This window comes from Kitasatospora sp. NPDC054939, assembly GCF_053610105.1.
This window is the reverse complement of sequence record NZ_JBSGXP010000190.1, coordinates 1-14,460: the sequence shown is the minus strand read 5'-3', so window position 1 is coordinate 14,460 and position 14,460 is coordinate 1. Positions and strand designations below refer to the sequence as shown.

Sequence of the window (14,460 nt, the reverse complement as noted above, 5' to 3'; positions counted from 1 at the left end):
CACATTCCCACCCATACCCCCCAAACCCATATCAGTGGCGTTGTGGTGGGTTGTTTTTTTTTTACAAGCCCCCCCCCGCACCCGCCGGGGGGGGGGGCCGGGCTACACCCCCGGGCACCGGCCCCACCACGTCCGTACGACCGCTACCCGGCGCCACCGGTCCGGCGGCGCTTCACCCAGAGCGCGGCCCCGCCGGCCGCGACCACCAGGCCGCCGCCGACCGCCAGCAGGCCGGCGTCCCCGCCGACCGGGCCGCCGAGCACGGGGGCGAACTGCGCCGCGGCCGGCTCCGGGGACACCACACCCGGATCCGGCTCCGCGACCGACTCCGCCTGCGCCGCACCGGCACCCGACAGCAGCACCCCGGCCGCGCCGAGCGCCCCCGCCGTCCCCAGCGCGCCAGCCTTGCCGACCCGGCGGCCCAACTGCCTCAGGTGGGTCACGCGGACCCGTCGCAGGTGCCGCACCCGCCGCAAACTCCGCATCGAGAACTCCCCAGGACCCCGTTCGCGTACCCGCCCGACGCTATCGGATCCGTCCCGGGCTTCTCACACCGATTCAGCCGCGGACGCCCAAGCGTTGTACGACCGTTGCGTTCGACCGCCGCCACACCCGCCGGTAGCTGACGCCGGATCAGTCCTCAGGAGTTGTAGGTGCCCTGGGCGCGCTCCAGGCCCTCCGTCAGCAGCGCCTCCACCGCGTCGGCCGAGCGGTCCACGAACCACTCCAGCTCCTTGCGCTCGGTGGCGGAGAAGTCCTTCAGCACGAAGTCCGCCACCTCCATCCGGCCGGGCGGGCGGCCGATGCCGCAGCGCACCCGGTGGTAGTCCGGGCCGAGCGACTTGGTGATCGACTTCAGGCCGTTGTGGCCGTTGTCGCCGCCGCCGAGCTTCAGCCGCAGCGCCGCGTAGTCGATGTCCAGCTCGTCGTGGACCGCGACCAGGGCCGAGGCCGGCGCCTTGTAGAAGTCGCGCAGCGCGGTCACCGGGCCGCCGGACAGGTTCATGAACGACATCGGCTTGGCGAGCACCACCCGGCGGCCCGCCAGCCGGCCCTCCGCGACCTGCGCCCGGCTCTTGTGCGCCTTGAACTTCGCGCCCATCCGCTGGGCCAGCAGGTCGACCACCATGAAGCCGATGTTGTGCCGGTTCCGGGCGTACTGCTCCCCCGGGTTGCCCAGCCCCACGACCAGCCAGGGGCCCTCGTACACGTCCTCAGCCATCCCACCGCTCCTCGCGCTCACGTTCACCGCCATCATCCCGGACGCACCGCTGCCCCGGGCGCTCCGACGGGAGCGACCGGGGCAGCGGTCTCACGCTGGGTGCGGGGCTCAGGCCTCGGCGCCCTCGGCCTCGGGGGCCTCCTCCTCGGCCGGGGCGGCCTGGGCGGCGATGACCTGGATGACGACGGCGTCGGCGTCGACGGCCAGGGAGACGCCCTTGGGCAGGGTGATGTCCTTGGCGTGGATCGAGGCGCCGGCCTCCAGGCCCTCGACCGAGACGGTGACGGCCTCGGGCAGGTGGGTGGCCTCGGCCTCGATCGGCAGGGAGACCAGGACGTTCTCGACCAGGTTGCCGCCGGGGGCCAGCTCGCCCTCGGTGTGGACCGGGATCTCGACGGTGACCTTCTCGCCGCGCTTCACGAGCAGCAGGTCGACGTGCTCGATGGTGCGCTTGATGGCCTCGCGCTGCACGGCCTTCGGCAGGACGTACTCGTCCTTGCCCTCGATCGGGACGACCAGCAGGGCGTTCGGGGTCTTGAGCGCCATCATCAGGTCGTGGCCCGGAAGGTTCAGGTGGACCGGGGCGTGGCCGTGGCCGTAGACGACACCGGGGACGAAGCCGGCGCGGCGGGCGCGGCGGGCAGCGCCCTTGCCGAACTCGGAACGGGTCTCAGCGGCAATACGGATCTCGGACACGACTGCACTCCTCGTGGAAACTGCGCGGGGGTGCAGGCAACGCGAAAAACCGCCGGGACCACACCCACAAACGTTCGGGGGTCACTCGGCGGCGTACGACCTCTGCCGGGCCGGAAACCGGCACCGACAGCGCGTCGATCACGGAGCGGGCACCCGCGGAACGGGCACACGGCATCCCTCGCCGAGCAGTTTCACGAGTCTAACCGCAGCAGCGCCGTCCCGCGAAATCGGCGGCGGCCCCGGTCCGCACCGGACCGGGGCCGCCCGCACGGCACTTCGTCAGTGCACGCCCTCGAACAGGCTCGTGACCGAGCCCTCCTCGAACACCTCGCGGATCGCCGCGGCGATCGACGGGGCGATCGACAGCGTGGTGATCTTGTCCAGCTGCAGCGAGGCCGGGGTCGGCAGGGTGTTGGTGAACACGAACTCGCTCACCCGCGAGTTCTTCAGGCGGTCCGCGGCCGGGCCGGACAGCACGCCGTGGGTCGCCGCCACCAGCACGTCGGCGGCGCCGTTCTCGAACAGCGCGTCGGCGGCGGCGCAGATGGTGCCCGCGGTGTCGATCATGTCGTCGACCAGGACGCAGACCCGGCCCTTGACGTCACCGACCACCTCGGCCGACAGGATGGTGTTCGCCTGCGTCATGTCGCGGCGCTTGTGGATGATCGCCAGCGGCGCGCCCAGGCGGTCGCACCACTGGTCGGCCACCTTCACCCGGCCGGCGTCCGGCGAGACGATGGTCAGCCGCTCGCGGTCGACCCGCTCGCCCACGTAGTCCGCCAGCAGCGGCAGCGCGAACAGGTGGTCCACCGGGCCGTCGAAGAAGCCCTGGATCTGCGCGGTGTGCAGGTCCACCGCCATCAGGCGGTCGGCACCGGCCTGGCGCAGCAGGTCAGCGACCAGGCGGGCCGAGATGGGCTCGCGGCCGAGGTGCTTCTTGTCCTGGCGGGCGTAGCCGTAGAAGGGCAGGATCGCGGTGATGCTCCGGGCGGAGGCCCGCTTCAGAGCATCGATCATGATCAGCTGCTCCATGATCCACTGGTTGATCGGAGCCGTGTGGCTCTGCATCACGAAGCAGTCCGCGCCGCGGGCCGACTCCAGGAAGCGGACGTAGATCTCGCCATTGGCGAAGTCGAGGGCCTTGGTCGGGACCAGCTCCGCCTCCAGCGCCTCGGCCACCTCCCTCGCCAGCTCCGGGTGGGCACGGCCGGAGAAGAGCTTCAGCTTCTTCTCACCCGACGTCGTGATCCCGCTCACTGCACCGTCTCCTCGCGTTGCTGACGCTGAACCCGTCCGCACCGCAGGCAGGCCGCGCGGGCCCGTCGGCAATGGAGGTCGGGGGATTGTCGGTACGCCGGGCACAGGCAGTGACCCAGTGGCGTACGTATGACCACCAGGTTACGCGTCTCCGCGGAAACCGTCCGCCCCGGGACCGCCCCTCGGACGCCGTCCGGAGCCCCGCCCGACCCCCACCGGCCCCGTCAGGCCTCCGGGGCCCCTTCCGCCGCGGCAGCCGCGGCCTGCGCCGATGCGGTGCCCGGGCGCTTGCGCTCCACCCACCCGGGGATGTTGCGCTGCTGTGCACGGGCGACGCCCAGCGAACCGGCCGGTACGTCGGAGCTGATGACCGAGCCGGCCGCGGTGTAGGCGCCGTCACCGACCGTCACCGGCGCGATGAACATGTTGTCCGACCCGGTCCGGCAGTGCGCGCCGATCACCGTGCGGTGCTTGTTCACCCCGTCGTAGTTCACGGTCACCGAGGCCGCGCCGATGTTGGTGCCCTCGCCGATCGTCGCGTCGCCGATGTAGGAGAGGTGCGGGACCTTGGCGCCCTCGCCCAGCTCCGAGTTCTTCACCTCGACGTAGGTGCCGACCTTCGCCTTGCGGGCCAGCTTCGCCCCCGGGCGCAGGTACGCGTACGGGCCCGCCGTCGCCTGCTCGCCGACCTCGGCGCGGTCCGCGGTGGTGTTGCTCACCCGGGCGCCGGCGCCGATCAGGGTGTCCCGCAGGGTCGAGTTCGGGCCGACCTCGCTGCCCTCGCCCAGGTGGGTGGTGCCGTGCAGCTGGGTGTTCGGCAGCACCACCGCGTCGGGCTCGTAGCTGACCTGGACGTCGAACCAGGTGGTCGCCGGGTCCACCACGGTGACGCCCGCGCGCATCGCCCGCTCCAGCAGGCGGTCGTTCAGCAGCCGGCGGGCCTGCGCCAGCTGCACCCGGTCGTTGATGCCGAGGATGTCCCGGTGGTCGGCCGCGACCACGGCGCCGACCCGGTGGCCGGCGGTGCGCAGGATCTCCAGGGTGTCGGTGAGGTACTCCTCGCCCTGCACGTTGTCGGTGGTCACCCGGGAGAGCGCCTCGGCCAGCAGCTTGGCGTCGAAGGCGAAGACGCCGGAGTTGATCTCGTCGATCGCGCGCTGGGCGTCGGAGGCGTCCTTCTCCTCCACGATCGCCGCCACCGCGCCGTCCGCCTCGTCCCGCAGGATGCGGCCGTAGCCGAACGGGTCCGGCACGACGGCGGTCAGCACGGTCACGCCGTTGCCCTGCTCGGCGTGCGCCCGGGCGAGCGCCCCCAGGGTGGCGCCGGTCAGCAGCGGCGCGTCGCCGGTGGTGACGATCACGGTGCCGTCCAGCTCCACGCCGTCGGCGGCCAGCGCCTCCAGCGCCGTGCGCACCGCGTGGCCGGTGCCGCGCTGCTCGGCCTGCACCACCGGGCGGGCGGCCGGGTAGTGCGCGGCCAGGTGCTCCTGCACCTTCTCGCGCAGGTGCCCGACCACGACGACCAGCTGCTCCGGTGTCAACTCGGCGGCGGCGGCCACCGCGTGCCCGACCAGCGAGCGCCCGCACACCTCGTGCAGCACCTTGGGCAGGCTGTTGGACTTCATCCGGGTCCCGCCACCGGCGGCAAGCACGACAACGGCGGCAGGCGAACTGGCACTCACGGGGGGAGGCTCCTCGGTCGGTTCACAGGGAGGGCAGAGCGGCCCGGCGAGGACCCAGGCCGGTCGCCTTCGCACAGTCCGCCGAACGGCCCCGACAATACCGGGGGCGGCATGATACGCCCGAAATGCGGGCGACAGCTGGCTCCGCCGCTAGGATTCGAACCCAGACAAAGGCCTCCAAAGGGCCCTGTGCTGCCATTACACCACGGCGGACAGTCACTCAGACCCTACCCGAGTCGACCCGGCCATGGGTATCTGCTAGGCGCCTGCGCACCCCGGGAACCGGGGCGCGGAACGGCCGCACCCGCCCCCCTGACGGAGCAGCAGCGGCGGGAACCGCAGGTGGGCGCGGACCCGCCGTTCATCCATCCAGTCGGGTGAATTCACCGAAAGCGTGACCGGCTGCGTATTCCCTTCCCCGGCACCGCCAACCTACGATGCCGTAGGTTACGCCCACGTAGGCTCCGCTCCCCTCCCCCAAGGGATGCACCATGACCGTCCAGGCCGGCGAGGCGCGCGCCGTTCCCGCGCCCGAACCCTCCGACGCACCGGCCCCGCAGCTGCTGTCCGCCACCCGCGGCGGCGAGAAGCAGGGGCTGGCCGAGCGCGTGGCGCTCGGGCTGTTCATCGCCGTACCCTTCGCCGCCCTGCTGGCCGCCGTCCCGGTCGCCTGGGGCTGGGGCCTGGGGTGGACGGACGTGGCGATCGGCGTCGTCATGTACTTCCTCACCTGCCACGGCATCACGGTCGGCTACCACCGCTACTTCACCCACGGCGCCTTCAAGGCCAACCGGGCGGTCCGGCTGGGCCTCGCGGTGGCCGGCAGCCTGGCCATCGAGGGGCCGCTGGTGCGCTGGGTGGCGGACCACCGCAAGCACCACCGCTACAGCGACAAGGAGGGCGACCCGCACTCGCCCTGGCGCTACGGGGAGTCCATCCCGGCGCTGCTGAAGGGCCTGTGGTGGGCGCACATGGGCTGGCTCTTCGACGAGGAGCAGACCCCGCAGCTCAAGTACGCGCCGGACCTCGTGCGCGACCCGGCCATAAGGCGGATCTCCCGGCTGTTCTGGCTCTGGACGACGATCTCGCTGCTGGTGCCGCCGCTGGTGGGCGGGCTGGTCACGTGGTCCTGGCAGGGCGCGCTCTCCGCCTTCTTCTGGGGCTCGCTGGTCCGGGTCGCGCTGCTGCACCACGTCACCTGGTCGATCAACTCCATCTGCCACGCGGTGGGCGAGCGGCCGTTCCGCTCCCGGGACCGCTCCGGCAACGTCTGGTGGCTGGCGGTGCTCTCCTGCGGCGAGTCCTGGCACAACCTGCACCACGCCGACCCGACCTCCGCCCGACACGGGGTGCTCCGTGGACAGATCGACTCCTCGGCCCGGCTGATCCGCTGGTTCGAGCTGGCCGGCTGGGTCCGGGACGTCCGCTGGCCCGACGCACAGCGGATCGCCGCCCGCCGCGCCGCATGAGGCCGCGCCTGCAGCATGATGTAGGGGTGAACGGGAGCAGCGCAGACAGCACAGGCGGTCGGGAGAGTTCGAGGGCGCAGGCCCCGTCGGGGGAGGCGGCGGCCGGCGCGAACGGTGCGGCGCCGGCGGCCCGGCGGCGGGGCGGCCGGGTGCGGATGACCGGCAAGCAGCGGCGCGAGCAGCTGCTGGAGATCGGTCGCGCGGTGTTCGCGGAGCGGGGCTACGACGGGACGTCGGTGGAGGAGATCGCCGAGCGGGCCGGGGTGTCGAAGCCGGTGGTGTACGAGCACTTCGGGGGCAAGGAGGGGCTGTACGCGGTCGTCGTCGACCGGGAGATGCAGCTGCTGCTGGACATGGTGACCGGGGCGCTGACCGGCGGCCACTCCCGGGAGCTGCTGGAGCAGGCCGCCTTCGCGCTGATGGACTACATCGACACCTCCACGGACGGGTTCAAGATCCTGGTGCGGGACTCCCCGGTCGCCCAGTCGACCGGCACCTTCGCCTCGCTGATCAGCGACATCGCGACGCAGGTGGAGGACATCCTCGGGCTGGAGTTCAAGTCCCGGGGCTTCGACCCGCGGCTGGCCCCGATGTACTCGCAGATGCTGGTCGGCATGGTCGCGCTGACCGGCCAGTGGTGGCTGGAGGTGCGCAAGCCCGGCAAGGCCGAGGTGGCCGCGCACCTGGTGAACCTCGCCTGGCACGGGCTGGAGGGCCTGGAGCGCCACCCGAAGCTGGTCGGCGAGCGCAAGGGGTAGCACCCCCTCGTACGCGGCCCCGGCTCAGAGCGGGCGGGTCGCCACCGCGAAGATCCGCCGGAACGGGAAGACCGTGCCGTGCGGCCCGGCCGGGTAGGCGGCGCGCAGCAGGGCCCCGTACTCGGTGAGGAAGGCGGCCCGGTCGGCCGGGTCGGCGAGGCGGGTGAGGACGGGCCTCAGGGCGGTGCCCTTGACCCACTCCAGGACCGGGTCCGCGCCGGTGAGCAGCGTGGTGTAGGTGGTCTCCCAGACGTCCGGCCGGGCGCCCGCGTCCGCGAGGGCCCGCAGGTAGACGGCGGGCTCGTGGACGCCGGCCCGGTCGGCGCCGTCGCCGAGGAGGCCGCGCCAGCGGGGGCTGCGGCGCAGTTCGGCGAGCGCGGTGTGGCTGGGCGCGTCGAAGTTGCCGGGGACCTGGAGGGCGAACACGCCGCCGGGCGGCAGGGCGGCGATCCAGCGGGGCAGCAGGTCGAGGTGGCCGGGGATCCACTGCAGGGTGGCGTTGGACACGATGAGGTCGGGCCGGGCGGGCGCGGGGTCGTAGCCGCGGGCGTCGGCGAGCAGGTAGTCGGCGGTGGGCTCGCCCTCGGCGCGGGCGGTGGCGAGCATCTCGGGGGAGCTGTCGACGCCGGTGATCCGGGCGGCGGGCCACAGTTCACGCAGGACGGCGGTGGAGTTGCCCGGGCCGCAGCCGATGTCCAGGACGGTGGCGACGGGTTCGTGCGGGATCGCGGGGACGCGGGCGAGCAGGTCGCGCAGCGGGCGGGTCCGTTCGTCGGCGAAGCGCAGGTACTGCTGCGGGTCCCAGACCGAGTCGACCATGATCACCCTCACAAGTATCTCGACATCAAGATATTCGACGGCAGCTTCCACGTTACATTTCTCGATGTCAAGAGACTTCACATCGACACATCCCCCGATACACTGATCGTCATGGAGGACGAGGTCGACCGCCTGGTCGCAGCATGGCGCCGAGAGCGCCCCGACCTCGACGTGGAGCCGCTTGAGGTCCTCAGCCGGGTCAGCAGGCTCGCCCGGCACCTGGACCGCGCGCGCCGGATCGCCTTCGCCGAGCACGGCCTGGAGCCCTGGGAGTTCGACGTCCTGACCGCCCTGCGCCGGGCCGGCACCCCCTACCAGCTCTCCCCCGGCCAGCTGCTCACCCAGACCCTGGTCACCTCCGGCACGATGACCAACCGGATCGACCGCCTCACCGGCAAGGGCCTGGTCAAGCGGCTGCCCGACCCCGACGACCGGCGCGGCGTCCTCGTCCGGCTGACCGACGACGGCCGCGACCGCGCCGACCAGGCACTCGCCGGACTCCTCGCGCACGAGCGGGAACTGCTCGCCCAGCTCACCGCCGGCCAGCAGGGCGAACTCGCCGGACTGCTGCGGCAGCTGGTCGCCCCCTTCGACAACATCCCCGGCTGACCACCCGGCCGCCACCGCCCTCCGCCGCGCCGGCCGGGCGCCCCCGACCCCGTGCTCAGAACCCGTCGGGGTACGGCGTCGCGAGCGCCGGCACCGGGGTCTGCGCCGGCGCCGACCCGGTGCTGCGGTAGCCGGGCAGCAGTTCGGCCAGCCGGCGGCGCACCTCGTCGTCGCAGTTGCCCGCCGCGGCCTCGTACAGTCCGGTCAGCCCGCCCGCGAGGTCGTCCGGGCCGGCCGAGTGGTCGGCGACCGTCGCGTAGATCCTGGCGTGCGCGGTCGCCAGCCGCTCCTCGGCCTCGGAGAACAGCGCCTCGTTGAGCTTCTCCCCGGCCCGCAGCCCGGTGTAGCGGATCTCCACCTCGTCCGGGCCCAGCTGCACCTGCTCGGCGAAGTTGTGCACCAGGTCGACGATCCGCACCGGCTCCCCCATGTCGAGCACGAAGACCTCGCCGCCGCGCGCCATCCGGCCGGACTCCAGCACCAGGCCCACGGCCTCCTCGATCGTCATGAAGAAGCGGGTCACGTCGGGGTGGGTGACGGTCACCGGCCCCCCGCTGCGCAACTGCTCGGCCAGCACCGACAGCAGCGAACCGCGCGAACCCAGCACGTTGCCGAAGCGCACCGCCGAGAACACCCCGGTGCCCAGGTTGCGCGCGTCCGTGGCGTTCGCCTGGACGATCAGCTCGGCGAGCCGCTTGCTGGCCCCCAGCACCGAGGTCGGATCGGCGGCCTTGTCGGTGGAGATCAGGACGAAGCGCTCGACGCCGGTGGCCAGTGCCGCCTCCACCAGGTGGTCCGTGCCCAGCACATTGGACTTGACCGCCTCGCTCGGATGGCGCTCCAGCAGCGGCAGGTGCTTGTGGGCGGCCGCGTGGAAGACCACGTCCGGCTTGAGGTCCCGGAAGATCTGCTGGATCCGCGGGCGGTCCCGGATGTCGGCGATCACCAGCGACTCGTCGGTCAGCAGGGCCTCGCCCCAGATATCCAGCTGGAGCCGGTGCAGGTTCGACTCGTCGTGGTCGAGCATGTACAGCGCGCCCGGGTTGAACGCGTGGACCTGGCGGCACAGTTCGCTGCCGATCGACCCGCCGGCGCCGGTCACCAGCACCCGCCGGCCCTCGATGATGTCGCGGACGTCCGCCGAGACCACGTGCACCTCGTGCCGCCCGATCAACCGGTTGACGTCCAGGCTGCGCATGTCGGAGCCGACCACCTCGCGGCGGAGCGCGGCCAGGAACGACGGCAGGTAGCGGACGGCGGCCCCGGCGGCAGCGGCGGCGGTCGCCAGCGCCCGGACCCGCTGCGGGGCGAGGCCGGGGATGGCCAGCGCCACGACCTGGGCCCGGTGGCGCACGGCCAGGGCGGTCAGCTCGGCGAGGGTCCCGAGCACGGGGACGCCGCCGACGCTCCGGCCGGCCTTGGCGGGGTCGTCGTCGAGCAGGCCGATCGGGGAGAGCCCGAACTCCGGGGTGCGCCCGAGGTCGCGGACCAGGGCGGAGCCGGCGGCCCCGGCGCCCACGACGAGGGTGCGCAGGCCCGCCGGCGGGGTGGTGCCGGCCGCGTGCGGGCGTGCGGAAGTGCTGTGTGGCGACATCTGTCCTCCGGTTTTCCCTGACCTGTCGGACCTGGCGGTGTCGGTACCTGGGTGTTTCGGGACTGCTGACGTGCAGCTGGCTCAGCCGGCGCCGGGTGCGGTGCCCGAGGCGACGGAGGGCGGTGCGGGTGGCGGCGCCGTCCCGTCCGGACTGATGCCGGCCCGGCGGGCGACAGCGACGGCGGCGAGGGTGGAGTGCACCCCGAGCTTGCCGAGGACGTTCTGCATGTGGGTGCGGACGGTGTGCGGGGAGAGGTACAGCCGCTCGGCGACGGCCTGCCGGCCGAGGCCCGCCACCATGCAGTGCAGGATCTGCTTCTCCCGCGGGGTCAGCGTGTCCACCAGCCGCTCGCTCTCGGTGCGGTCGCGGCGGGCGGTGGTGAGCTCCCGGATCACCCCGGTGAGCAGCGCGGGCGGCAGGTGCGTCTCGTCGCGCAGCACGCCCCGGACGACACTGAGCAGCCGGGCGAGTGAACTCTCCTTCGCCACCCAGCCGGTGGCGCCCGCGTGCAGGGCGCGGGCCGCGCGGTGGGCGTCGTCGGCGGTGGCCAGGACGACGGCCCGCAGGCCCGGGTGGTTGCGGCGGATCCGGGCGAGCGCGCCGATGCCGTCCGGTCCGCGCTCGGGGACGGGGTGCGCGGCGGTCTGCGGCGGTCCGGCGGGGGCGGCGGCCGGCACGGCGGCGCCGTACGGCGAGGGCGGGCGGCGCGGGGCGGGCACGGTCGGCGGCGGGCGGCGGCGGGCCGCCTCGGACGCGGTCTCGACGGCGGTCCGGCGGCGGGGGGCGGCGGGTGCGGCCTCGGCACCGAGGTCCGCGTCGATCAGGACGACGTCGTAGGGGCGGCCCTCGGTCGCGGCGCGCTCCAGCGCCCGGTCGGCGGCGGCTGCACTGCCCGCGGCACCGACGTCGACGTCGGGCTCGGCGGCGAGTGCCGTGGCGAGCGCCTCGGCGAAGATCCGGTGGTCGTCGACCACCAGGACGCGGATTCGCCCCATCGTCACTTCCCCCCTGCTCAGGCCGGTCGGCGGCCGGGCGGGCGGTGGCACTGCCGTCCGGGTGCCGACCCGGCCCCGCCCTGGCCGCCCGGTCGGGCTGCGGTTCCGGCCCCCACCGGTACCGGATTCAGCGTACGGGGTGCGCGTCGGCACGGTGGGGGTTTGGTGAAGTTTCGCCAGGGGGTGGGTAATTGGCGTTCTCGCCGGGTTCTCCGGTCAGCGCTCCGCGGTGCGGCGGGGCAGCAGCAGCGCGGGCAGCAGGGCCAGCCCGAGCAGGGCGACGGCCCAGAGGTAGGTGTGCTGGAAGGCGTCGGCCAGGTCCGGGCCAAGGGCTGTCCGCTCGGCGGCCGGCAGGGCGTGCACCGCCCCGATCCCGCCGCCCCCGGGCAGCCGGTCCGCGAGCGCCGCGGTGAGCAGGACCGACACCGCGGCGGTGCCGACCGAGCTGCCGATCTGCTGGATGATCGTCATCATGGTGCTCGCCGCGGGCACCTCGTCGGCCGAGACGCTCCGAGTCGCGGTGGCCATCGCGGGCATCAGGGTCGTACCGACGCCGATCCCCATCACCACGAGCGCGGCGACCAGCCGCCAGTACGGGACGGCCTCGGTGAGCTGGACGGTGAACGCCAGGAAGCCGGACGTGGCGACGGCGGCCCCGGTGAGCACCACCCGGCCGGGGGCGACCCGGTCGACCAGCCGCCCGGCGAACTGCATGGTGATGCCGGTCGCCAGCGCCTGCGGAATGCCCAGCAGGCCGGCGTCGGTGGCGCTCTGCCCGCGGATCAGCTGGTAGTAGAGCGGCAGCAGCATCATCGAGCCGAAGTAGCCGCTGACGAACAGCGCCATGGTCGCGGCCGGCGCGGCGAACGAGCGCCGGCCGAGCAGTCGCAGGTCCAGCAGCGCGCTCCGGGTAGTGAGCGCGCGGACGACGAAGCCGGTCACCAGTGCCGCACCCGCCAGCGTCGGCACCAGGGTGGCGGGCCGGGCGAGGCCGCCGTTCTCGGCGCCGGTGGCCAGACCGTAGATGAGGGCGGCCAGCCCCGGGGAGAGCATCAGCAGGCCGGGCAGGTCGAGCCGCCGACCGGGGCCGGCCGCGCCGTCGCGGGGCAGCAGCCTCGCGGCCAGGACCAGTGCGAGGACCCCCAGCGGCAGGTTGATCAGGAAGATCCAGCGCCAGGAGATCTCGTCTACCAGCCAGCCGCCGACCACCGGTCCGGCCAGCGGGCCGACCAGGACGGGCAGGCCCATGATGCTCATCGTCCGCCCGGTACGGCTCGGATCGGCCGCCCGGACCAGGATCGTCATGCCGACCGGCACCAGCATGCCGCCGCCGAGCCCCTGCAGCACCCGGAACGCGATCAGCGAGGGGGCGTTCCAGGCGGCGCCGGCCAGCACCGAGCCGAGGACGAACAGGGCGATGGCGGTGAGGTAGAGCCGCCGGGTGCCGAAGCGGCCGATCGCCCAGGCGGTCACCGGGGTGACGGTGGCCAGCGCCAGGGTGTAGCCGGTGGTCACCCACTGGATGGCGGAGAGCGGGGCGTGGAAGCCCTCGGCGAGGTGGTTGAGGGCGACGTTGACGATCGTGGTGTCGAGGACGGCCATCAGCGAGCCGAGGACGACGACCGTACCGATCGCGGCGATCCGCGGGCCCTCCGGCTGCCGGTCGGGCGCGCTGGCGGCCGCCGGGGCGGTGGCCGGGCCGGGGGCGGCTGCAGCCTTGGCGGCTGCGGTCTTGGCGCTACCGGCAGTCGCGGTGGTCTCGGCGGTGGTGGCGGCTTCTGCGGTGCTCATCGGATCCCCCCGGAACGGTTCTGGTCGGTGTCGGCCGGAGCGGGCCGGGTCAGGCGCCGTACGGACGGGCGGCGCGGGCCTCGCGCAGCGCCCGGGACCACCAGGTGAGCTGGTCGAGCATGCCCTTGGTGGCACCGGTCGGGACGGCCGGTTCGAGCAGCTCGCCGTTGTCGTCGAAGAGCGCCCAGGCGCTGTGGAAGCTCACAGAGTCGCGCACGGTCACCGCGTGCAGCTCGGCGAAGACCAGCCGCAGCTGCTCCACCGCGCGCAGCCCGCCGCCGAGGCCGCCGTACGAGACGAAGCCGACCGGCTTGGCCTGCCACTCGGCGCGGTGGTGGTCGATGGCGTTCTTCAGGACGGCCGGGAAGCTGTGGTTGTACTCGGGGGTGACGACCACGAAGGCGTCGGCCTCGGCGAGGCGGGCCGAGAGCCCGGCGGCGACCGCGGCCTGCTCGGGGGTGTGCTCCTCGCCCAGGTGCGGCAGCGGGTGCTCGGCCAGGTCGATGACGTCCAGTTCGAGGTCCTCGCGGTGCTCCGCGGTGCGGACGAACCAGTCGGACACGGTGGGGGCGAAGCGGCCGGGGCGGTTGCTGGCGACGATGACGGCGACGCGGTGCGGGGCAACGGACATGAGTGTCTCCCAGAAACGAAGTGGTCGGTCCGTCGGGGTTCGTTCCGACGGCACGTCAGGTAAAGTACAACGTGCATGGCAATAAGTACAACGGTCACTGCAAACCTGGAGGCGCCCCCATGACCGACCAGCACGAAGAGCCCGCCGCCCGCCCCCGCCGCGGCCTCACCGAGAAGCGCGAGGCCATCACCCGGGCCGCCCGCACGGTCTTCGGGCGGGACGGCTACAGCCGGGCGAGCATCGACGCCATCGCCGCCGAGGCCGGGGTCTCCACCCGCACCATCTACAACCACTTCACCGGCAAGGAGCTGCTCTTCCGGACCGTCGTCCAGGAGAGTGCCGCGCAGGTCCGGGACGCCCAACTCGACCTGATAGAGCGGCGCATGGCCAAGGTCACCGACCTGGAAGAGGACCTCGGCGCACTCGCCCTCGCCTGGGTGACGCCGCTCGCCGAGTTCTCCGCGCACTTCGCGCTGGTCCGGCAGATCCAGGCCGAGGCGAGCCACCTGCCGAAGGCCGTCCTGGAGAGCTGGCAGGACACCGGACCGCGCCCGGTCCACCACGAACTCGCCCGCCGCTTCGGCGAACTGGCCGACCGGGGCCTGCTGGACGCACCCGACCCCGCGCGGGCCGCCCAGCACTTCGTCCTGCTCACCGGCACCGAGATCACCCACCGCTCGTACTGGGGCGCCCATCCGCTCCCGCAGTCCGAGGTCGAGGAGATCATCGCCGACGGCCTGCGCGTCTTCCTCCGGGCGTACGGAGCGCCGGGCGGCCGGTGAGTCGCCCGGCGGGGGAGGTCGGCGGGCGTGGCCGGCGCGGGACGGCCGGCGGGGGCGGTCGGCGGGGCGCCGGGGTGGTGGGACGCCGGAGCGCCGGCCCCCCCGGGGGGGGGGGGCCCCCCGCGGGGGGGGCCCGGGGGGGGCCCGGGGAACG

The 14,460-nt window shown here is 73.5% G+C and carries 14 protein-coding genes and 1 tRNA gene; 4 read left to right on the top strand and 11 right to left on the bottom strand.

Annotated elements, in window-relative coordinates; genetic code table 11:
* Window positions 1-143: 143 nt before the first annotated feature.
* The 6 genes from ACWGB8_RS34765 to ACWGB8_RS34740 form a co-directional block, all read right to left on the bottom strand.
* Window positions 144-443 (bottom strand): hypothetical protein, encoded by a 300-nt coding sequence (locus ACWGB8_RS34765; protein WP_452217653.1) that lies wholly within the window; start codon window positions 441-443, stop codon window positions 144-146.
* A gap of 197 nt (window positions 444-640) precedes the next feature.
* Complete coding sequence (gene pth, locus ACWGB8_RS34760) at window positions 641-1,222, bottom strand: aminoacyl-tRNA hydrolase (protein ID WP_452217652.1); 582 nt, start codon at window positions 1,220-1,222, stop codon at window positions 641-643.
* 108 nt (window positions 1,223-1,330) lie between these two features.
* Window positions 1,331-1,918, bottom strand: a complete 588-nt coding sequence (locus tag ACWGB8_RS34755; RefSeq protein WP_452217651.1) for a 50S ribosomal protein L25/general stress protein Ctc — start codon at window positions 1,916-1,918, stop codon at window positions 1,331-1,333.
* 279 nt (window positions 1,919-2,197) lie between these two features.
* Complete coding sequence (locus tag ACWGB8_RS34750; protein WP_452217650.1) at window positions 2,198-3,175, bottom strand: ribose-phosphate diphosphokinase; 978 nt, start codon at window positions 3,173-3,175, stop codon at window positions 2,198-2,200.
* Between the two features lie 224 nt (window positions 3,176-3,399).
* Window positions 3,400-4,857, bottom strand: a complete 1,458-nt coding sequence (gene glmU / locus ACWGB8_RS34745) for a bifunctional UDP-N-acetylglucosamine diphosphorylase/glucosamine-1-phosphate N-acetyltransferase GlmU (protein WP_452217649.1) — start codon at window positions 4,855-4,857, stop codon at window positions 3,400-3,402.
* 139 nt (window positions 4,858-4,996) lie between these two features.
* A tRNA-Gln gene (locus ACWGB8_RS34740) sits at window positions 4,997-5,070 on the bottom strand.
* Window positions 5,071-5,348: 278 nt separating this feature from the next.
* Between ACWGB8_RS34740 and ACWGB8_RS34735 the strand changes: the two genes are divergently transcribed.
* Together ACWGB8_RS34735 and ACWGB8_RS34730 are read left to right on the top strand one after the other, a co-directional pair.
* Window positions 5,349-6,326 (top strand): acyl-CoA desaturase, encoded by a 978-nt coding sequence (locus ACWGB8_RS34735; protein ID WP_452217648.1) that lies wholly within the window; start codon window positions 5,349-5,351, stop codon window positions 6,324-6,326.
* A 155-nt stretch (window positions 6,327-6,481) separates the two neighbouring features.
* Complete coding sequence (locus tag ACWGB8_RS34730) at window positions 6,482-7,084, top strand: TetR family transcriptional regulator (RefSeq protein ID WP_452217647.1); 603 nt, start codon at window positions 6,482-6,484, stop codon at window positions 7,082-7,084.
* Between the two features lie 24 nt (window positions 7,085-7,108).
* Here ACWGB8_RS34730 and ACWGB8_RS34725 read toward each other — a convergent pair whose 3' ends face one another.
* On the bottom strand, window positions 7,109-7,903 hold the full coding sequence (locus tag ACWGB8_RS34725; protein ID WP_452217654.1) for a methyltransferase domain-containing protein: 795 nt from the start codon (window positions 7,901-7,903) through the stop codon (window positions 7,109-7,111).
* 111 nt (window positions 7,904-8,014) lie between these two features.
* Here ACWGB8_RS34725 and ACWGB8_RS34720 point away from each other — a divergent pair, with 111 nt between their 5' ends.
* Window positions 8,015-8,512 carry a MarR family winged helix-turn-helix transcriptional regulator gene (locus ACWGB8_RS34720; RefSeq protein WP_452217646.1) on the top strand — a complete coding sequence of 166 codons (498 nt, stop codon included), beginning with the start codon at window positions 8,015-8,017 and terminating at the stop codon, window positions 8,510-8,512.
* 55 nt (window positions 8,513-8,567) lie between these two features.
* Here the strand turns inward: ACWGB8_RS34720 and ACWGB8_RS34715 are convergent, their stop codons facing one another.
* From ACWGB8_RS34715 to ACWGB8_RS34700, 4 genes are all read right to left on the bottom strand, one after another.
* Window positions 8,568-10,106 carry a polysaccharide biosynthesis protein gene (locus ACWGB8_RS34715; RefSeq protein ID WP_452217645.1) on the bottom strand — a complete coding sequence of 513 codons (1,539 nt, stop codon included), beginning with the start codon at window positions 10,104-10,106 and terminating at the stop codon, window positions 8,568-8,570.
* Window positions 10,107-10,187: 81 nt separating this feature from the next.
* Entirely contained in the window at window positions 10,188-11,102 is a 915-nt protein-coding gene (locus tag ACWGB8_RS34710; RefSeq protein WP_452217644.1) for a LuxR C-terminal-related transcriptional regulator, read from the bottom strand.
* Between the two features lie 216 nt (window positions 11,103-11,318).
* Window positions 11,319-12,893: a DHA2 family efflux MFS transporter permease subunit gene (locus ACWGB8_RS34705; protein ID WP_452217643.1), complete on the bottom strand. Its 1,575-nt coding sequence runs from the start codon at window positions 12,891-12,893 to the stop codon at window positions 11,319-11,321.
* Between the two features lie 49 nt (window positions 12,894-12,942).
* Window positions 12,943-13,524, bottom strand: a complete 582-nt coding sequence (locus tag ACWGB8_RS34700) for an NADPH-dependent FMN reductase (protein ID WP_452217642.1) — start codon at window positions 13,522-13,524, stop codon at window positions 12,943-12,945.
* A 119-nt stretch (window positions 13,525-13,643) separates the two neighbouring features.
* On the opposite strand from ACWGB8_RS34700, the gene ACWGB8_RS34695 reads away from it, so the two are divergent.
* Entirely contained in the window at window positions 13,644-14,306 is a 663-nt protein-coding gene (locus ACWGB8_RS34695) for a TetR/AcrR family transcriptional regulator (protein WP_452217641.1), read from the top strand.
* The last annotated feature ends 154 nt before the right edge of the window (window positions 14,307-14,460 follow it).